This is a genomic window from Pseudomonas sp. LBUM1640 (assembly GCF_059716225.1).
Genome location: NZ_CP166816.1, coordinates 5,122,962 through 5,140,694 on the forward strand (window position 1 = coordinate 5,122,962; position 17,733 = coordinate 5,140,694).

20 protein-coding genes are annotated in these 17,733 nt (G+C 61.2%); 18 read left to right on the top strand and 2 right to left on the bottom strand.

The window, feature by feature from the left end; genetic code table 11:
* Nucleotides 1-79: 79 nt before the first annotated feature.
* Complete coding sequence (locus ACA065_RS22515) at nucleotides 80-772, bottom strand: alpha/beta family hydrolase (protein ID WP_497691572.1); 693 nt, start codon at nucleotides 770-772, stop codon at nucleotides 80-82.
* Nucleotides 773-851: 79 nt separating this feature from the next.
* Here ACA065_RS22515 and ccoN (ACA065_RS22520) point away from each other — a divergent pair, with 79 nt between their 5' ends.
* The 16 genes from ccoN (ACA065_RS22520) (at nucleotide 852) to hemN (ending at nucleotide 15,711) form a co-directional block, all read left to right on the top strand.
* Nucleotides 852-2,276: a cytochrome-c oxidase, cbb3-type subunit I gene (gene ccoN, locus ACA065_RS22520; protein ID WP_497691573.1), complete on the top strand. Its 1,425-nt coding sequence runs from the start codon at nucleotides 852-854 to the stop codon at nucleotides 2,274-2,276.
* Between the two features lie 10 nt (nucleotides 2,277-2,286).
* On the top strand, nucleotides 2,287-2,895 hold the full coding sequence (gene ccoO / locus ACA065_RS22525) for a cytochrome-c oxidase, cbb3-type subunit II (protein WP_017134815.1): 609 nt from the start codon (nucleotides 2,287-2,289) through the stop codon (nucleotides 2,893-2,895).
* A 3-nt stretch (nucleotides 2,896-2,898) separates the two neighbouring features.
* Nucleotides 2,899-3,099 (top strand): cbb3-type cytochrome oxidase subunit 3, encoded by a 201-nt coding sequence (locus ACA065_RS22530; protein ID WP_083357379.1) that lies wholly within the window; start codon nucleotides 2,899-2,901, stop codon nucleotides 3,097-3,099.
* Complete coding sequence (gene ccoP / locus ACA065_RS22535) at nucleotides 3,096-4,043, top strand: cytochrome-c oxidase, cbb3-type subunit III (protein ID WP_497691574.1); 948 nt, start codon at nucleotides 3,096-3,098, stop codon at nucleotides 4,041-4,043. Before ACA065_RS22530 ends, ccoP (ACA065_RS22535) begins: the two co-directional genes overlap by 4 nt.
* Before the next feature lie 468 nt (nucleotides 4,044-4,511).
* On the top strand, nucleotides 4,512-5,954 hold the full coding sequence (gene ccoN / locus ACA065_RS22540; protein WP_497691575.1) for a cytochrome-c oxidase, cbb3-type subunit I: 1,443 nt from the start codon (nucleotides 4,512-4,514) through the stop codon (nucleotides 5,952-5,954).
* Nucleotides 5,954-6,562, top strand: a complete 609-nt coding sequence (ccoO, locus tag ACA065_RS22545) for a cytochrome-c oxidase, cbb3-type subunit II (protein WP_078738505.1) — start codon at nucleotides 5,954-5,956, stop codon at nucleotides 6,560-6,562. The genes ccoN (ACA065_RS22540) and ccoO (ACA065_RS22545) overlap by 1 nt, the downstream gene beginning before the upstream one ends.
* 5 nt (nucleotides 6,563-6,567) lie before the next feature.
* Entirely contained in the window at nucleotides 6,568-6,753 is a 186-nt protein-coding gene (locus ACA065_RS22550; RefSeq protein ID WP_497691576.1) for a cbb3-type cytochrome oxidase subunit 3, read from the top strand.
* Entirely contained in the window at nucleotides 6,750-7,727 is a 978-nt protein-coding gene (gene ccoP / locus ACA065_RS22555) for a cytochrome-c oxidase, cbb3-type subunit III (RefSeq protein ID WP_497691577.1), read from the top strand. The genes ACA065_RS22550 and ccoP (ACA065_RS22555) overlap by 4 nt, the downstream gene beginning before the upstream one ends.
* Nucleotides 7,728-7,884: 157 nt before the next feature.
* Nucleotides 7,885-8,139, top strand: a complete 255-nt coding sequence (locus tag ACA065_RS22560; RefSeq protein WP_016979309.1) for a type II toxin-antitoxin system Phd/YefM family antitoxin — start codon at nucleotides 7,885-7,887, stop codon at nucleotides 8,137-8,139.
* Complete coding sequence (locus tag ACA065_RS22565) at nucleotides 8,139-8,549, top strand: type II toxin-antitoxin system VapC family toxin (protein WP_497691578.1); 411 nt, start codon at nucleotides 8,139-8,141, stop codon at nucleotides 8,547-8,549. Before ACA065_RS22560 ends, ACA065_RS22565 begins: the two co-directional genes overlap by 1 nt.
* 206 nt (nucleotides 8,550-8,755) lie before the next feature.
* Entirely contained in the window at nucleotides 8,756-10,171 is a 1,416-nt protein-coding gene (gene ccoG, locus ACA065_RS22570) for a cytochrome c oxidase accessory protein CcoG (protein ID WP_497691579.1), read from the top strand.
* A gap of 18 nt (nucleotides 10,172-10,189) precedes the next feature.
* On the top strand, nucleotides 10,190-10,729 hold the full coding sequence (locus ACA065_RS22575; protein WP_497691580.1) for a FixH family protein: 540 nt from the start codon (nucleotides 10,190-10,192) through the stop codon (nucleotides 10,727-10,729).
* A 134-nt stretch (nucleotides 10,730-10,863) separates the two neighbouring features.
* Nucleotides 10,864-13,314: a heavy metal translocating P-type ATPase gene (locus tag ACA065_RS22580; RefSeq protein WP_497691581.1), complete on the top strand. Its 2,451-nt coding sequence runs from the start codon at nucleotides 10,864-10,866 to the stop codon at nucleotides 13,312-13,314.
* Between the two features lie 22 nt (nucleotides 13,315-13,336).
* Nucleotides 13,337-13,549: a cbb3-type cytochrome oxidase assembly protein CcoS gene (gene ccoS, locus ACA065_RS22585; RefSeq protein ID WP_017735332.1), complete on the top strand. Its 213-nt coding sequence runs from the start codon at nucleotides 13,337-13,339 to the stop codon at nucleotides 13,547-13,549.
* Nucleotides 13,542-14,225 (top strand): sulfite exporter TauE/SafE family protein, encoded by a 684-nt coding sequence (locus ACA065_RS22590; protein WP_497691582.1) that lies wholly within the window; start codon nucleotides 13,542-13,544, stop codon nucleotides 14,223-14,225. Before ccoS ends, ACA065_RS22590 begins: the two co-directional genes overlap by 8 nt.
* 103 nt (nucleotides 14,226-14,328) lie before the next feature.
* Nucleotides 14,329-15,711, top strand: a complete 1,383-nt coding sequence (gene hemN, locus ACA065_RS22595) for an oxygen-independent coproporphyrinogen III oxidase (protein WP_497691583.1) — start codon at nucleotides 14,329-14,331, stop codon at nucleotides 15,709-15,711.
* A 7-nt stretch (nucleotides 15,712-15,718) separates the two neighbouring features.
* On the opposite strand, the gene ACA065_RS22600 is transcribed toward hemN, so the two are convergent.
* Complete coding sequence (locus ACA065_RS22600) at nucleotides 15,719-16,189, bottom strand: hypothetical protein (protein ID WP_497691584.1); 471 nt, start codon at nucleotides 16,187-16,189, stop codon at nucleotides 15,719-15,721.
* 153 nt (nucleotides 16,190-16,342) lie between these two features.
* Between ACA065_RS22600 and fnr the strand changes: the two genes are divergently transcribed.
* Nucleotides 16,343-17,077, top strand: coding sequence for a fumarate/nitrate reduction transcriptional regulator Fnr (fnr, locus tag ACA065_RS22605; protein WP_497691585.1), 735 nt, complete (start codon nucleotides 16,343-16,345; stop codon nucleotides 17,075-17,077).
* Nucleotides 17,078-17,157: 80 nt separating this feature from the next.
* The gene (locus ACA065_RS22610) at nucleotides 17,158-17,706 is read left to right on the top strand and encodes an adenine phosphoribosyltransferase (protein ID WP_497691586.1); all 549 of its coding nucleotides are present in this window, start codon (nucleotides 17,158-17,160) and stop codon (nucleotides 17,704-17,706) included.
* The last annotated feature ends 27 nt before the right edge of the window (nucleotides 17,707-17,733 follow it).

Genomic DNA, 17,733 nt, shown 5'->3' on the forward strand with positions numbered 1-17,733 from the left:
TATCGCGGGCGAGCCCGCTCCCACATTTGACTGTATTCACACATCAAAATGTGGGAGCTGGCTTGCCTGCGATGAGGCCCTAACAGGCGCTCAGAAACTCAGCTATCTTCCCCGCCGCAGCCTCCAGATGCTGCTCATGGCTGAACCCCGAGGCCTTCAACGGCTTCAGGTCATGATCCCCCGCCACCAGCCACATCACCTCGATGCTCGGCGATATGTCATAGCCTTCCACCGCCGCCCGATTGCCCAGCGCATCGCGCTCGCCCTGCACAATCAACGTCGGCGTCTTCAGCCCGGCCAGATGCTCGACCCGTGGTTTTTCCGGCTTGCCCACCGCGTAGAACGGATAACCCAGGCACACCAGCCCATCGGCACGCAACTCATCGGCCAGCAAACTGGCCATCCGCCCGCCCATGGACTTGCCGCCAACCGCCAGTTTCCCAGCGACATGACGTCGCACCTCGGCATACACCTCACGCCAACATTCCAGCAGCTTCGGCGCCGGGTTCGGCGGCCTTTTGCCCCCGTCCAAGCGGCGCTGCGCCATGTAGGGGAACTCGAAGCGCAACACGTTCACGCCATGCCCGGCAAGGCGTGCAGCCATGTCGTTCATGAAGGATGAGTCCATCGGGGCGCCGGCGCCGTGAGCCAGGATCAACGTCACAGGCGCGCGCGCGATAGACCCCGTCGCCGCATCCCACAACCAGCCGCGCTCCCGCACACACTGCGCCCATTGATCCCCGTCAATACTGGCCTTGTGCTCTTTGCCCATGCTTGCCTCGCTTTTTAGTCTGCCTATAACTCCAGCCCAAGTGCCGCATTTGCTTGGGTTGAACCGTGGATGGGGAACCATGAACACTACTTTAAGTACCGCCTATAACTACAAGGTGGTCCGCCAATTCGCCATTATGACGGTGGTGTGGGGCATCGTCGGCATGGGGCTCGGGGTTTTTCTCGCCGCCCAATTGGTTTGGCCTGCACTCAACTTCGATTTGCCGTGGACCAGCTTCGGCCGCTTGCGCCCGCTGCACACCAACGCGGTGATCTTCGCCTTCGGTGGCTGCGCACTGTTCGCCAGCTCCTTCTACTCGGTACAACGTACCTGCCAAACGCAGCTGTTCGCGCCGAAAATCGCCGCGTTCTGCTTCTGGGGTTGGCAGCTGGTCATTCTGCTGGCCGCGATCACCTTGCCGCTGGGCTACACCAGCTCCAAGGAATACGCCGAGCTGGAATGGCCGATCGACATCCTGATCACCATCGTCTGGGTCGCGTACGCCATCGTGTTCTTCGGCACGATCATGAAGCGCAACACCAAGCACATCTACGTCGGTAACTGGTTCTTCGGTGCGTTCATCATCACCGTGGCCATCCTGCACATCGTCAACAACCTGGAAATCCCGGTCAGCCTGACCAAGTCCTACTCCCTCTATGGCGGTGCGACAGATGCCATGGTGCAGTGGTGGTATGGGCATAACGCGGTAGGCTTTTTCCTGACCGCAGGCTTCCTCGGCATGATGTATTACTTCGTGCCGAAACAGGCCGAGCGCCCGGTGTATTCCTATCGCCTGTCCATCGTGCACTTCTGGGCGCTGATCACCCTGTACATCTGGGCCGGCCCACACCACTTGCACTACACCGCGCTGCCGGACTGGGCGCAGTCGCTGGGCATGGTGATGTCGCTGGTACTGCTGGCGCCCAGCTGGGGCGGCATGATCAACGGCATGATGACCCTCTCGGGCGCCTGGCATAAATTGCGCAGCGACCCGATCCTGCGCTTCCTGGTCGTGTCCCTGGCCTTCTACGGCATGTCGACGTTCGAAGGGCCGATGATGGCCATCAAGACGGTCAACGCCCTCTCCCACTACACCGACTGGACCATCGGCCACGTACACGCCGGGGCGCTGGGTTGGGTGGCGATGATTTCCATCGGCGCGCTGTACCACATGATCCCGAAAATCTTCGGACGCGAGCAGATGTACAGCCTTGGCCTGATCAACGCGCACTTCTGGCTGGCCACCATCGGCACCGTGCTCTACATCGCCTCGATGTGGGTCAACGGCATCGCCCAGGGCCTGATGTGGCGCGCAGTCAACGAAGACGGCACCTTGACCTACTCCTTCGTCGAAACCCTGGTGGCCAGCCACCCAGGCTTCATCGTGCGGTTGGTGGGCGGTGCGATCTTCCTCAGCGGCATGTTCCTGATGGCTTACAACACGTGGCGCACTGTGCGCTCGGCGCAACCCGTCGAAGCCGCCCCTGTCGCGCAGATGGCCTGAGGAGTCAGTGATGAAACACGAAACGATTGAAAAGAACGTCGGCCTGCTGATGCTGCTGATGGTGCTCGCCGTGAGCATCGGCGGCCTGACCCAGATCGTCCCGCTGTTCTTCCAGGACGTGACCAACAAGCCGGTGGAGGGCATGAAGCCCTACACCGCGCTGCAACTGGAAGGCCGCGACATTTACATCCGCGAAGGCTGTGTGCAGTGCCACTCGCAGATGATCCGCCCGTTCCGCGCCGAAACCGAACGCTACGGCCACTACTCGGTGGCGGGCGAAAGCGTATGGGACCACCCGTTCCTGTGGGGCTCCAAACGCACCGGGCCGGACCTGGCTCGCGTCGGCGCGCGTTACTCGGACGACTGGCACCGCGCGCACTTGTACAACCCGCGCAACGTGGTGCCGGAGTCGAAAATGCCGGCCTACCCGTGGCTGGTCACGGCGCCGGTCGACAGCAGCCACACCGAGACCAAGTTGAAAGTGATGCGCACCCTCGGCGTGCCGTACACCGACGACGACATCAGTGGCGCCGTCGCCAGCCTCAAGGGCAAGACCGAGATGGACGCGCTGGTTTCCTACCTGCAAGTGCTCGGCACTGCCATCAAGAGCAAGAGGTGAACCATGGGATTTGAATTCGATGCGGGCACCATCCGCGGCCTTGGCACGCTGGTGGTCGCCATCGCCTTTATCGGCCTGTCGTTGTGGGTGTTCAACAACAAGCGCAATGCGGAATTCGAGCAGGCCCGCCTGCTGCCCTTTGCCGATGAACCTTCTCCATCCGACGCTCAAGAAGAGCCTGCAACAAGGAGCAACCGGCCATGACTACCTTTTGGAGTACATGGATCTGCGTACTGACCCTCGGCAGCCTGATCGGCCTGACCTGGCTGCTGGTCGGCACCCGCAAGGGCGAGACCAAAGGCAGCGTCGACCAGACCATGGGCCACGCCTTCGACGGTATCGAGGAATACGACAACCCGCTGCCCCAGTGGTGGTTCATGCTGTTCGCCGGCACGTTGGTGTTTGCCGTCGGCTACCTGATCCTCTACCCGGGCCTGGGCAACTGGAAAGGCGTGTTGCCGGGCTATGAAGGCGGCTGGACCCAGACCAAGGAATGGGACAAGGAAATGGCCAAGGCCGACGCCAAGTTCGGGCCGATCTTCGCCAAATTTGCAGCTATGCCGGTGGAAGACGTGGCCAAGGACCCGCAGGCGCTGAAAATGGGCGGCCGCCTGTTCGCGTCCAACTGCGCGGTGTGCCATGGCTCGGATGCCAAGGGTGCTTACGGCTTCCCGAACTTGGCGGATAACCTCTGGCGCTGGGGCGGTTCGGCTGAAGCGATCAAAGCGACCATCCTGAATGGTCGCCACGCGGCGATGCCGGCCTGGGGTGAAATACTGGGCGAAGACGGTGTAAAAAACGTCGCCGCCTATGTGCGTCACGACCTGGCCAAGCTGCCATTGCCAGCCAACACCAGCGCCGACCTCGCGGCGGGGCAAGCGGCGTTCAGCACCACTTGCGTGGCTTGCCACGGCCCGCAAGGCCACGGCGTGGAAGCCATGGGCGCGCCGAACCTGACCGAGCCTGCCGGTTTCATTTACGGCACCAGCCTGGCGCAGTTGCAGCAGACCATTCGCCACGGCCGCCAAGGCCAGATGCCCGCGCAGGAAGTGCTGCAGGGCAATGACAAGGTGCACTTGCTCGCGGCCTATGTGTACAGCCTGTCCCACAACGCTGATGGTGCAACGCCAGAAAGCCAACCTGAGTAACCCGCTGACTGCCGCCCTCTCATCAGGGGCGGCACCGCTCACTTGTGGCGAGGGAGCTTGCTCCCGCTGGGCTGCGCAGCGGCCCCAAAATCCTGGGAGCGCTACGCACTGGAGCGCCAGCCCGGTCCAGCGGGAGCAAGCTCCCTCGCCACAGGTTCAGGTTAAGCGACCCAGTGTCGCACCCTTCCCGACACCCACTTTCCCCACCCGCCATTCGGGTCTACGCTTCCTGCACAGCGGACCGGTTTTGGCGCGCGCAGCCCGTGCCGTCGCAACCTGAAAAAATTCCTGTCCACTCGATCAGCTTTCGATTTCTTATTTTGTCCTTACGCCAAACATGGAAAGGGCGCAGAATCTGGCGTGGAACGCGTTGATACAGGTCAGCCATTGCGTTGCAATGGCCCCTCGCTTTCTACATACTTGCGACCGATTTTACCTATAAAAAAACCTAAACCGTGGAACCTTAGAATGAGCACAGCAATCAGTCCGACTGCTTATAACTATAAGGTAGTCCGCCAGTTCGCCATCATGACGGTGGTCTGGGGGATCCTTGGCATGGGGCTCGGGGTGTTCATCGCCTCGCAACTGGTTTGGCCGGAATTGAATTTCGGTTTGCCATGGACGACCTTTGGCCGCCTGCGCCCGCTGCACACCAACCTGGTGATTTTCGCCTTCGGCGGATGTGCATTGTTTGCCACCTCCTACTATGTCGTGCAGCGAACCTGCCAGACGCGACTGATCTCCGATGGCCTCGCCGCCTTCACCTTCTGGGGCTGGCAAGCCGTCATCCTCGGCGCCATCATTACCCTGCCGCTGGGCTACACCACCACCAAGGAATACGCCGAGCTGGAATGGCCGATCGCGATTTTGCTCGCCATCGTCTGGGTGACTTACGCCGTGGTGTTCTTCGGCACTATCGTCAAGCGCAAGACCAAGCACATCTATGTGGGCAACTGGTTCTACGGCGCTTTCATCTTGGTCACGGCGATGCTGCACATCGTCAACCACGCCTCTCTGCCGGTCAGCCTGTTCAAGTCCTACTCGGCCTACGCCGGGGCGACTGACGCGATGATCCAGTGGTGGTACGGCCACAACGCCGTGGGCTTCTTCCTCACCACTGGCTTCCTGGGGATGATGTATTACTTCGTGCCCAAACAGGCCGAACGCCCGATCTACTCGTATCGCCTGTCCATCGTGCACTTCTGGGCGCTGATCACCCTGTACATCTGGGCCGGCCCGCACCACTTGCACTACACCGCGTTGCCGGACTGGGCGCAGTCGCTGGGCATGGCGATGTCGATCATCCTGCTGGCGCCAAGCTGGGGCGGCATGATCAACGGCATGATGACCCTGTCGGGCGCCTGGCATAAGCTGCGCACCGACCCGATCCTGCGTTTCCTGGTGGTGTCGCTGGCGTTCTACGGCATGTCGACCTTCGAAGGGCCGATGATGGCCATCAAGACCGTCAACTCGCTGTCCCACTACACCGACTGGACCATCGGCCACGTACACGCCGGTGCACTCGGCTGGGTGGCGATGATCTCCATCGGCGCGCTGTATCACATGATCCCCAAACTGTTCGGCCGTGCGCAGATGCACAGCGTCGGGCTGATCAATGCGCACTTCTGGCTGGCCACCATCGGCACCGTGCTCTACATCGCCTCGATGTGGGTCAACGGCATCACCCAGGGCCTGATGTGGCGTGCGATCAACGATGACGGCACCCTCACCTACTCCTTCGTCGAAGCGCTGCAAGCCAGCCACCCTGGCTACATTGTGCGCGCCATCGGTGGTGCGTTCTTTGCCAGTGGCATGTTGCTCATGGCCTACAACGTCTGGCGCACCGTTAGCGCCTCGAACCCGGCTGAAGCTGAAGCCGCCGCTCAGATCGCTGTAGTGGGAGCCCACTGATGAAGCATGAAGTAGTCGAGAAGAATATCGGCCTGCTGGCCTTCTTCATGGTCATCGCCGTGAGTATCGGCGGCCTGACCCAGATCGTTCCGTTGTTTTTTCAGGACGTGACCAACAAGCCGGTCGAAGGCATGAAGCCGCGCACCGCGCTTGAACTGGAAGGTCGCGATGTCTACATCGCCAACGGTTGCGTGGGCTGCCACTCGCAGATGATCCGCCCGTTCCGCGCCGAAACCGAACGCTACGGCCACTACTCGGTCGCCGGTGAAAGCGTGTGGGACCACCCGTTCCTGTGGGGCTCCAAGCGCACCGGCCCGGACCTGGCCCGTGTCGGCGCACGTTACTCGGATGACTGGCACCGCGCGCACTTGTACAACCCGCGCAACGTAGTGCCGGAGTCGAAAATGCCGGCCTACCCGTTCCTCGTGGAAAACAAGCTCGACGGCAAGGACACCGCCAAGAAGATGGAAGTCTTGCGCACCCTGGGCGTGCCCTACACCGATGAAGACATCGCCGGTGCAGCCGCCGCCGTGAAGGGCAAGACCGAAATGGATGCACTGGTGGCCTACCTGCAAGGCCTTGGCACCATCATCAAAAGCAAACGGTGATCTTCATGGATATCGGGATGATTCGTGGCCTGGGCACCGTTGTGGTGATGGTGGCCTTTATCGGCCTGGCGTTGTGGGTGTTCAGCCCGCGGCGCAAGTCGGAGTTTGACGACGCGACCATGTTGCCTTTTGCGGATGATCCGCAAGCCATCAAGCACGTCGAGCAAGCGTCTAGGAGTAACAAAGAATGACTACGTTCTGGAGTCTGTACGTCACAGTCCTCAGTCTGGGTACCATCTTCGCCCTGACCTGGCTGCTGCTGTCGACCCGCAAGGGCCAGCGCACCGAACAGACGGATGAGACCGTCGGCCACTCGTTCGACGGCATCGAGGAGTACGACAACCCGCTGCCCAAATGGTGGTTCATGCTGTTCGTCGGCACCATCATCTTCGCCCTCGGCTACCTGGTGCTGTACCCAGGCCTGGGCAACTGGAAAGGCCTGCTGCCGGGCTACAACTACCTCGACAACGACAAGCAAACGGCCTTCGCCAACGGGCAGACCGGCTGGACCGGTGTGCACGAATGGGAAAAGGAAATGGCCAAGTCGGAGGCCAAGTTCGGGCCGATCTTCGCCAAGTTCGCCTCGATGCCGATTGAAGACGTCGCCAAAGACCCGCAAGCCTTGAAGATGGGCGGCCGCCTGTTCGCCTCCAACTGCTCGGTGTGTCATGGTTCCGACGCCAAGGGTGCCTACGGCTTTCCCAACCTGACCGACGCCGACTGGCGCTGGGGCGGCGAGCCTGCGACCATCAAGGAAACCATCATGAAGGGCCGCCACGCGGTGATGCCGGCGTGGGCCGAAGTCATTGGCGAGCAAGGCGTGGCCGACGTGGCGGGCTTTGTGGTGACCAACCTCGACGGCCGCAAGCTGCCGGAAGGCGCCAAGGCTGACGTGGCCAACGGCGCGAAACTCTTCGCCGCCAACTGCGTGGCCTGCCACGGCCCTGCCGGTAAAGGTACACCAGCGATGGGCGCGCCCGACCTGACGCATCCGGGCGCCTTCATCTACGGTTCGAGCTTCGCGCAACTGCAGCAAACCATTCGTTATGGCCGTCAGGGCCAGATGCCTGCGCAAGAATTGCTGCAAGGCAATGACAAGGTGCACTTGCTGGCGGCGTATGTTTACAGCTTGTCCCATGGGGACAAAAAGACTGAGGAGCAGTAAGGCCTTGGTAACGAAAATGCCCCGCATTGCGGGGCTTTTTCGTTTCTAACCTCTGACCGACTCAATGGGTGCATGACCGCTGGTAACGACAGCCTTGATGCCCCCCATCTACAAGTAGTAACGTAACTACATCCAGTCTGCCGAAGGGGGATTCCCCATGACCATCACCACCATTTCCAGCCGTGAATTCAATCAAGACACAAGCGGTGCCAAAAAAGCCGCCCGTCAGGGGCCGGTTTTTATCACCGATCGCGGCAAGCCTGCCCATGTACTGCTAAGCATTGAGGACTACCAGAAACTGACAGGCCTCAATGCCGACATTGTTGACTTGTTGGTGATGCCGGAAGCGGCCGAAATCGACTTCGAAACCGAACGTGCCGTGATCACTCACCGCCCCGTGGACCTCTCTTGATGTATCTACTCGACACCAACGTAATCTCTGAACTTCGTAAACCCCAGGCCGACGCAAACGTCGTCGCCTGGGCCAAAAGCGTCGTCGCGCTGCGTATGTTTATCTCCGCGATTACGCTTAAAGAATTGGAAACCGGGATACTGCGCATGGAGCGCAGAGACCCGGCCCAGGGAAAGGTTTTGCGTACCTGGCTCAAGCGTCACGTGATGCCCGCGTTCGATGCCAGAATTCTGCCGGTCGATGCCGCCGTCGCTTTACGTTGCGCCCATCTGCATGTGCCAGACCAGGCCAATGAAAGTGATGCGCTGATTGCTGCCACCGCTCTGGTTCATGGGCTTACCGTCGTCACGCGCAATGTCGGTGACTTCAAATCGAGCGGCGTTGCGTTGCTTAATCCATGGGACGAATGACCGGCCTACGTGCAAAAACCAGCCATACTTCACAAGTCAATTGATCCAGATCACATATACCATCAATTGATTTCCCCCAACGCGACCAAAGGTCGCACCCTTTCAGCCGTACCAGGGGCGTATCATTACGCCACTGCAACACCCTATTTTTGACCCCGGTTGGCACGTACTGGCCGAGGCAATCTCCACCGCCGTGGGATGCAATGATGAGCAACCAAATACCGGTACATGACGTTACCCCGCCTGCCAAAAACTCAAGTCAATCCGTCGACCTCTATGCGTCGCGAGAGAAAATCTACACCCGCGCTTTCACCGGCCTGTTCCGCAATTTGCGCATGCTGGGTGGTGCCGGGTTGTTCCTGCTGTACTTCGGCACGGTGTGGCTGAACTGGGGTGGCCACCAGGCCGTGTGGTGGAACTTGCCGGAGCGTAAGTTCTTCATTTTTGGCGCAACCTTCTGGCCTCAGGATTTCATCCTGCTTTCGGGCATTCTCATTGTTGCCGCCTTTGGCCTGTTCTTTATCACCGTGTACGCCGGGCGTGTGTGGTGCGGGTATACCTGCCCGCAAAGCGTGTGGACATGGATCTTCATGTGGTGCGAAAAGGTCACCGAAGGCGACCGTAACCAGCGCATCAAGCTCGACAAAGCGCCAATGGGCGCCAACAAATTCCTGCGAAAATTCAGCAAGCACACGCTGTGGCTGCTGATCGGTTTTGTCACCGGCATGACCTTCGTCGGCTACTTCTCGCCGATCCGCGAACTGGTGTTTGACTTCTTCACCGGCCAGGCCGATGGCTGGTCGTATTTCTGGGTGGGGTTTTTCACCCTCGCCACCTATGGCAACGCTGGCTGGCTGCGTGAACAGGTATGCATCTATATGTGCCCGTATGCGCGCTTCCAGAGCGTAATGTTCGACAAGGACACCCTGATTGTCTCCTACGACCCACGCCGGGGTGAGGTGCGTGGCCCGCGCAAAAAAGGTATCGACTACAAAGCCGAGGGCCTGGGCGATTGCATTGATTGCACGATGTGCGTGCAGGTGTGCCCCACCGGTATCGACATCCGCGACGGCCTGCAAATCGAATGCATCGGCTGCGCGGCGTGCATCGACGCCTGCGACAACATCATGGACAAGATGGACTACCCGCGCGGCCTGATCAGCTACACCACCGAGCACAACCTTTCCGGGCAGAAGACCCACAAGCTACGCCCGCGCCTGATCGGTTATGCCCTGGTATTGTTGGCGATGATCAGCCTGCTGGTCGGCGCATTTTTCATGCGTTCGCTGGTCGGTTTCGACGTCAGCAAAGACCGTGTGCTATTTCGCGAGAACGCCGAAGGCCGGATCGAAAACGTCTACAGCCTGAAGATCATGAACAAGGACCAGCGCGACCACACTTACGTGCTCGACGCCTCCGGCCTGCCCGACCTCAAACTGCAAGGCCGACGTGAGATCAAGGTGGCCGCCGGGGAGATTTTCAGCATGCCGGTAGAGCTGTCCAGCGCGCCGGAACAATTACCGTCGAGCACCAACGAGGTGGAATTCATCCTCAGGGATGCCGATGACGACAGCGTCCACATTGAAGCCAAGAGCCGATTCATCGGCCCTCAAGTCCGTTAATAAACAGAGAGCGAAACAATGCCCGTAGCGACTGCCGCAAGCCCTTGGTACAAGCACCTCTGGCCCTGGATCATCATCGGGATCCTGGCCTGCTCGGTGACCTTGACCTTGTCCATGGTGACCATTGCGGTGAAGAACCCGGACAACCTGGTCAACGACAACTATTACGAAGCCGGCAAAGGCATTAACCGCTCCCTTGACCGCGAACTGCTGGCCCAGACCCTGCAACTGCGCGCCACGGTGCACCTGGACGAACTGACCGGTGAAGTCGACCTGCACCTCACCGGCAACAGCAACCCGACCACCCTGGAACTCAACTTGATTTCCCCGACCCAGCCCGAGAAGGATCGCAAGATCAACCTGGCCCGTAGCGACAGTGAACCGGGCCGTTACATCGGCCAGGTCACCGACAAGGTCGAAGGCCGGCGCTTCGTGGAATTGCTCGGCGTGGAAGGCGACAGGACCTGGCGCATGTTCGAAGAGGAACAGGTCAGCCACGACAAAGACTTGCTGCTGGGTGATGAGCCGTTGCAGGGCGCTGAAGACCTGAAGAAGTAAAAAGCCTGCGCTTAGATCGTTCCCACGTTCTGCGTGGGAATGCAGCCATGACGCTTTGCGTCACAACAGCGGACGCCGAGCGTCCAGCGAGGCGTTCCCACGCAGAGCGTGGGAACGATCATCGGAACTGAGCCATGAGCAACCCAACCCCCTGCTACCACTGCGCCCTGCCCGTCCCGCCCGGCAGCCGGTTCACCGCCGTGATCCTCGGCGAGCGTCGCGAGCTGTGCTGCCCGGGCTGCCAGGCGGTGGCCGAGGCCATTGTGGCCGGTGGGCTGGAAAGCTATTACCAGCACCGCAGCGAAGCCTCAGCCAACCCCGAGGCGCTGCCGGTGCAATTGGTCGACGAACTGGCCCTGTACGACCGCGCCGACGTGCAAAAACCCTTTGTGCGCCACGACGGCGAACTCGCCGAAACCACCCTGTTGATGGAAGGCATCAGCTGCGCCGCCTGTGGCTGGCTGATCGAGAAACACCTGCGCAGCCTGCCCGCCGTGGCTGAGGCGCGGCTGAACCTGTCCAACCACCGCCTGCAGGTGCGCTGGGCCGACGGGCAATTGCCGTTGAGCCAACTGCTCAGCGAGCTGCGCCACATCGGCTACGCCGCCCACCCGTATCAGGCGGATCGCGCCACCGAGCAAATGGCCGGCGAAAACCGCCTGGCCTTGCGCCAACTGGGTGTAGCGGGGTTGCTGTGGTTCCAGGCGATGATGGCGACGATGGCCACCTGGCCGGAATTCAACATCGACCTGAGCCCGGAGCTGCACGTGATCCTGCGCTGGGTGGCGATGTTCCTGACCACGCCCATTGTGTTCTACAGCTGCGCGCCGTTTTTCAAAGGGGCCCTGCGTGACTTGCGCACGCGGCACCTGACCATGGATGTGTCGGTCTCCCTGGCGATTGGCGGGGCGTATTTGGCTGGCATCTGGACCGCGATCACCGGCGTCGGCGAGCTGTATTTCGACGCGGTGGGCATGTTCGCCCTGTTCCTGCTGGCCGGCCGTTACCTGGAGCGGCGCGCGCGCGAACGCACGGCCGCCGCCACCGCGCAGCTGGTCAACCTGCTGCCCGCCTCGTGCCTGCGCCTCAAAGAGGATGGCCAGAGTGAACGCATCCTGCTCAGTGAATTGGCCGTAGGTGACCGCGTATCCGTGCATCCCGGCGCGGTGCTGCCGGCAGACGGGGTGATTCTCGACGGCCAATCCAGCGTTGATGAATCCCTGCTCACTGGCGAATACCTGCCGCAGCCTCGGTGTGTGGGCGATGCGGTCACCGCCGGCACGCTTAATGTCGAAGGTGCGCTGACGGTGGAGGTCCGCGCGCTGGGCCATGACACGCGCCTGTCCGCCATTGTGCGCCTGCTGGAGCGCGCCCAGGCCGAGAAACCGCGCCTGGCGCAAATCGCCGACCGCGCGGCGCAGTGGTTCCTGCTGTGCTCACTGATCGCGGCGGCGTTGATCGGCTTGCTGTGGTGGCAGTTGGATGCCTCACGGGCGTTCTGGATTGTACTGGCCATGCTGGTGGCGACCTGCCCGTGCGCGCTGTCGCTGGCCACACCAACCGCCCTCACCGCCGCCACCGGCACCTTGCACAAACTCGGGTTGCTGCTGACCCGTGGCCATGTGCTGGAAGGCCTGAACCAGATCGACACGGTGATTTTCGACAAGACCGGCACCTTGACCGAAGGCCGCCTGGCACTGCGTGCAATCCGCCCCTTGGGCGGGCTGAACAGCGATGAATGCCTGAGCCTCGCCGCCGCCCTGGAAAACCGCTCAGAACACCCGATTGCCCGAGCGTTCGGCCGCGCGCCGCTGGCCGCCGATGAAGTCCTGAGTTTCCCCGCCCAGGGCCTGGAAGGTCGCGTGGGTGAACGCCAGCTGCGTATCGGCCAGCCCGGTTTTGTCTGCGAACTGAGTGGTTGCCCAATCCCCACTTCGCCGGACGAAGCCGGACAGTGGCTGTTGCTCGGCGACCGTGACAGCGCGCTCGCCTGGTTCGTGCTGGATGACCGCCTGCGCAGCGACGCGCCCGCCCTGCTGGCCGCGTGCAAGGCGCGCGGCTGGCGCACGTTGCTACTGTCGGGCGACAGCTCGCCGATGGTCGCCAGTGTCGCCCTTGAGCTGGGCATCGACGAAGCCCACGGCGGCCTGCGCCCCGACGACAAACTGCAAGTGCTGCAACAACTGCACAAGGAAGGCCGCAAGGTGCTGATGCTCGGTGATGGCGTCAACGACGTGCCAGTGCTCGCCGCCGCCGATATCAGTGTGGCGATGGGCTCGGCCACTGACCTGGCGAAAACCAGCGCCGATGCCGTGCTGCTCTCCAACCGCCTCGACGCGCTGGTGCAGGCGTTTAGCCTGGCGCGGCGCACCCGTCGGGTAATCATTGAGAACCTGCTGTGGGCCGGGCTGTACAATGGCCTTATGCTGCCGTTTGCCGCCCTCGGTTGGATCACTCCAATCTGGGCGGCGATCGGCATGTCCCTCAGTTCGTTGACCGTGGTGCTCAACGCCTTGCGCCTGACTCGCCAGCCGAGCGCGCCGACCCACAGTGCCACCTTAGTAACCCGCTCGCTGCCGGCTTGAGCCGCGCGGGCATGGAGTGCAGATGCCAGCTCTATACGTGATGATTCCGGCGGCGCTGCTGTTAGTGGGCGTGGCCATCTACATCTTCTTCTGGGCGGTGGACAGCGGCCAGTACGACGACCTCGACGGCCCGGCCCATAGCGTGCTGTTTGACGACCAGGACCCGAACCACCTGGCTGCCGTCGACGAAGCCAACGGCCCGGAACAACCGCCCAAAGACCCGCCCCATGCTTGAATTGGCGCCCCTGCTGGTCTCTGCGCTCATCCTTGGCCTGCTGGGCGGCGGCCATTGCCTGGGCATGTGCGGCGGGCTGATGGGCGCGCTGACGCTGGCGATCCCCAAGGAACAACGCAGCCGGCGCTTTCGCCTGCTGCTGGCGTACAACCTGGGGCGCATCCTCAGCTATGGCGCCGCGGGTTTATTGATCGGCCTGGCCGGTTGGGCAGTGGCCAACAGCCCGGCGGCGATGTTCATGCGCGTGCTCGCCGGTTTGCTGCTGATCAGCATGGGCTTGTACCTGGCCGGTTGGTGGAGCGGCCTCACGCGTATCGAAAGCCTCGGTCGCGGCCTGTGGCGCTACATACAGCCTGTCGCCAACCGTTTGCTGCCGGTGTCCAGCCTGCCGCGCGCGTTGCTGCTGGGCGCGCTGTGGGGCTGGTTGCCGTGTGGGTTGGTCTACAGCACATTGCTGTGGGCGGCCAGCCAGGGCAATGCGGCGGACAGTGCGTTGCTGATGCTGGCGTTTGGGCTGGGCACGTGGCCGGTGCTACTCGCTACCGGGCTGGCCGCTGAGCGTGTCACAGCCGTGCTGCGCAAACGCAGCGTGCGCGTGGCAGGTGGCCTGCTGGTGATTCTGTTCGGTCTATGGACATTGCCAGGTCCGCACCAGCATTGGTTGATGGGCCATTAAAAGGCCATGTGGCATAGCGCCGCTCCCCGTTGATGCAAATCAAGATGCCGTCGCAGCACTGCCCCTAGACTCGGCCCACTAGCCTATCCCGGGGACCGCCCGCATGCTCGACGCCATTCGTTGGGACACAGATCTGATTCACCGCTACGACTTGGCGGGGCCGCGCTACACGTCCTATCCCACGGCCGTACAATTGGACAGCCAGGTCGGCACCTTCGACCTGCTCCACGCCCTGCGCGACAGCCGCAAGGCCGCGCGGCCCCTGTCGCTGTATGTGCATGTGCCGTTCTGCGCGAACATTTGCTACTACTGCGCCTGCAACAAGGTCATCACCAAGGACCGTGGCCGCGCCCAGGCGTACCTGCAACGCCTGGAGCAGGAAATTCAACTGGTGGCCTGCCACCTTGACCCCAAACAGCCGGTGGAGCAGTTGCACTTCGGCGGCGGCACGCCGACCTTTCTCAGCCACGACGAGCTGCGCCAAGTGATGGCCCGCCTGCGCCAGCACTTCAATTTGCTCGACGATGATTCCGGTGACTACGGCATTGAGATCGACCCACGCGAAGCCGATTGGGCGACCATGGGCCTGCTGCGTGAGCTAGGCTTCAACCGCGTGAGCATCGGCCTGCAAGACCTCGACCCCGAGGTGCAACGCGCGGTCAACCGCCTGCAGAGCCTGGAAGAAACCCGCGCGGTGATCGACGCGGCGCGCACCCTGCAATTTCGCTCGATCAATATCGACCTGATCTACGGCCTGCCCAAGCAAACGCCGATCAACTTCGCGCGCACCGTGGAGGAAGTGATCAGCCTGCAACCAGACCGCCTGTCGGTGTTCAATTACGCGCACCTGCCAGAGCGCTTCATGCCGCAGCGGCGGATCAACACCGACGAGTTGCCCTCCCCGGCGGAAAAACTGCTGATGCTGCAAACCACCATCGAGCAGTTGACGCGGGCAGGTTATCGCTACATCGGCATGGACCACTTCGCCCTGCCGGATGACGAACTGGCCGTCGCCCAGGAAGAAGGTCGGTTGCAGCGTAATTTCCAGGGCTACACCACCCACGGGCATTGCGATTTGATTGGGCTGGGTGTGTCGGCGATCAGCCAGATCGGCGACCTGTACTGCCAGAACAGCAGCGACCTCAACCACTACCAGAACGCCCTGGCCGGCGCGCAGCTGGCCACCAGCCGTGGCCTGGTGTGCACCACGGATGATCGGTTACGGCGTGAAGTGATTCAGCAGCTGATCTGCAATTTCAGCCTGGGCTTCGAGCAGATCGAACAGGCCTTCAATATCGATTTTCGCGGGTATTTCGACGAACTATGGCCACAGTTGGAGACGATGGCCGCAGACGGGCTGATCGAGCTCGATGCTCAGGGCATTCGCGTACTGCCCGCCGGGCGCTTGTTGGTGCGCTCGGTGTGCATGGTGTTCGATGCCTATCTGGAACACCAGAACAGGCAACGCTTTTCACGGGTGATTTGAGCCTGAATTACTTCGCGAGCAGGCTCATTGCTTGCATATTGGCTTCAGCTGATTCATTTTTCAGCGACTTGGCCAGTTGCCCTTGGGCGGTCATCAAACCGGACTGAATGGTAGCGATGTCGCCCTGCAAACCCGCGACCTTCGCCTGGCGTGCTTCCGGGCTCAGGGTGGTGTCATTCATGGCCGCCGACAGCTGAGCCATTTTCTCGGCAAGCTGCTTTCTGAGCTCGCGGATCATTTTCAGCAACTGCTTGATGTTGTCTTTCAGACTGCTGTCGTCGATATCTTTGTTGGGGTTGCTACGGGCCTGAGAGGCTTTAAGCCCCGCACCGGATATCGTCACCACCACGCCTTCACCGGGCGTAGGTGGCGGGGCAGGTTTGTCATCGACCTTTTTGCCCGCAAGCGCATCAGCGGCCGTCAGCACCTGAGGGGCCTTCGTAGTAATGACAGGGTTATTGACAGGGATTACCGACATGACCTGAGCTCCAGCTCATAGGGATTCATCTTTGTATCGGCACCGATACATAAACCTTTATCCACCTGCTGCTTTTTTGTACACGCTGGCCTCAGCTACCCTCGGTGCGTTACCCTTACGTCTTATGTGTGTTTTCCCACAAGGATTTAAGAAATGTCCGAGCCAGTCAAACTGCGCGCTCATAGCCAGACTCACTGCAAGGATTGCAGCCTGGCTCCCCTCTGCCTGCCACTTTCGTTGAATTTGGAAGACATGGAAGCGCTGGACGAAATCGTAAAACGCGGTCGCCCGCTGAAAAAAGGCGAGTTTCTGTTTCGCCAGGGCGACAAATTCGATTCCGTTTATGCAGTACGTTCAGGCGCATTGAAGACGTTCAGCCTGAGCGACGGCGGCGAAGAGCAAATCACCGGTTTCCACCTGCCCAGCGAACTGGTCGGGCTGTCGGGCATGGACACCGAGATTCACCCGGTATCGGCCCAGGCCCTGGAGACGACCTCGGTGTGCGAAATCCCTTTCGAACGCCTGGATGAACTGGCCCTGCAATTGCCGCAACTGCGTCGCCAGTTGATGCGTGTCATGAGCCGCGAGATTCGTGACGACCAACAGATGATGCTGCTGCTGTCGAAGAAAACCGCCGACGAGCGCATCGCCACGTTCCTGGTCAACCTGTCGGCACGCTTCCGTGCCCGTGGGTTCTCGGCCAACCAGTTCCGCCTGAGCATGTCGCGCAATGAAATCGGCAACTACTTGGGCCTGGCGGTAGAAACCGTGTCCCGCGTGTTCACGCGTTTCCAACAGAACGCGTTGATTGCCGCTGAAGGCAAGGAAGTGCATATCCTCGACCCGATCCAGCTGTGCGCATTGGCCGGAGGCTCCCTGGAAGGCTGATTCAGCCGCCGCGGCCGCGCCAATCGGTGAGGCCGCAGGTATACTTCGAGTCCGTTTTCCGCTCCCAGGACTCTTCGACGATGACCTTCGATTCGTTCGACATCAAATCCCTGATCCGCCCCGTCATAGACTTCCCCAAGCCTGGGGTGATCTTTCGTGACATCACGCCGCTGTTCCAATCGCCGCGGGCCCTGCGCCTGGTCGCCGACAGTTTTGCGCAGCGCTATGTCGAGGCCGATTTCAGCCACATCGGCGCAATGGATGCGCGGGGCTTTTTGATCGGCTCGATCATCGCCTACCAACTGAACAAACCGCTGATCCTGTTCCGCAAGCAGGGCAAGCTGCCGGCGGACGTGCTGGCCGAGGGTTACCAGACTGAATATGGTGAAGCCTTCCTCGAAGTGCACGCCGACAGCCTGTGTGAAGGCGACTCGGTGCTGATGTTCGATGACCTGATCGCCACCGGTGGCACCTTGATCGCGGCGGCGAATTTGGTACGGCGCATGGGCGCGAAAATCTTCGAAGCGGCGGCGATCATCGACCTGCCGGAGTTGGGTGGTTCGCAGCGTCTGGAAGACATGGGTATTGCGACGTTTTGCCTGACGCAGTTTGCGTTGACCGAGCGTTAGTCACTCAGTTGATCTGTGCGTTGCCTG

Excerpts from the sequence above, each read along its gene's own strand:
- ACA065_RS22515 (WP_497691572.1), bottom strand. The coding sequence starts at position 772 with ATGGGCAAAGAGCACAAGGCCAGTATTGACGGGGATCAATGGGCGCAG.
- ccoN (WP_497691573.1), top strand. The coding sequence starts at position 852 with ATGAACACTACTTTAAGTACCGCCTATAACTACAAGGTGGTCCGCCAA.
- ccoO (WP_017134815.1), top strand. The coding sequence starts at position 2,287 with ATGAAACACGAAACGATTGAAAAGAACGTCGGCCTGCTGATGCTGCTG.
- ACA065_RS22530 (WP_083357379.1), top strand. The coding sequence starts at position 2,899 with ATGGGATTTGAATTCGATGCGGGCACCATCCGCGGCCTTGGCACGCTG.
- ccoP (WP_497691574.1), top strand. The coding sequence starts at position 3,096 with ATGACTACCTTTTGGAGTACATGGATCTGCGTACTGACCCTCGGCAGC.
- ccoN (WP_497691575.1), top strand. The coding sequence starts at position 4,512 with ATGAGCACAGCAATCAGTCCGACTGCTTATAACTATAAGGTAGTCCGC.
- ccoO (WP_078738505.1), top strand. The coding sequence starts at position 5,954 with ATGAAGCATGAAGTAGTCGAGAAGAATATCGGCCTGCTGGCCTTCTTC.
- ACA065_RS22550 (WP_497691576.1), top strand. The coding sequence starts at position 6,568 with ATGGATATCGGGATGATTCGTGGCCTGGGCACCGTTGTGGTGATGGTG.
- ccoP (WP_497691577.1), top strand. The coding sequence starts at position 6,750 with ATGACTACGTTCTGGAGTCTGTACGTCACAGTCCTCAGTCTGGGTACC.
- ACA065_RS22560 (WP_016979309.1), top strand. The coding sequence starts at position 7,885 with ATGACCATCACCACCATTTCCAGCCGTGAATTCAATCAAGACACAAGC.
- ACA065_RS22565 (WP_497691578.1), top strand. The coding sequence starts at position 8,139 with ATGTATCTACTCGACACCAACGTAATCTCTGAACTTCGTAAACCCCAG.
- ccoG (WP_497691579.1), top strand. The coding sequence starts at position 8,756 with ATGAGCAACCAAATACCGGTACATGACGTTACCCCGCCTGCCAAAAAC.
- ACA065_RS22575 (WP_497691580.1), top strand. The coding sequence starts at position 10,190 with ATGCCCGTAGCGACTGCCGCAAGCCCTTGGTACAAGCACCTCTGGCCC.
- ACA065_RS22580 (WP_497691581.1), top strand. The coding sequence starts at position 10,864 with ATGAGCAACCCAACCCCCTGCTACCACTGCGCCCTGCCCGTCCCGCCC.
- ccoS (WP_017735332.1), top strand. The coding sequence starts at position 13,337 with ATGCCAGCTCTATACGTGATGATTCCGGCGGCGCTGCTGTTAGTGGGC.
- ACA065_RS22590 (WP_497691582.1), top strand. The coding sequence starts at position 13,542 with ATGCTTGAATTGGCGCCCCTGCTGGTCTCTGCGCTCATCCTTGGCCTG.
- hemN (WP_497691583.1), top strand. The coding sequence starts at position 14,329 with ATGCTCGACGCCATTCGTTGGGACACAGATCTGATTCACCGCTACGAC.
- ACA065_RS22600 (WP_497691584.1), bottom strand. The coding sequence starts at position 16,189 with ATGTCGGTAATCCCTGTCAATAACCCTGTCATTACTACGAAGGCCCCT.
- fnr (WP_497691585.1), top strand. The coding sequence starts at position 16,343 with ATGTCCGAGCCAGTCAAACTGCGCGCTCATAGCCAGACTCACTGCAAG.
- ACA065_RS22610 (WP_497691586.1), top strand. The coding sequence starts at position 17,158 with ATGACCTTCGATTCGTTCGACATCAAATCCCTGATCCGCCCCGTCATA.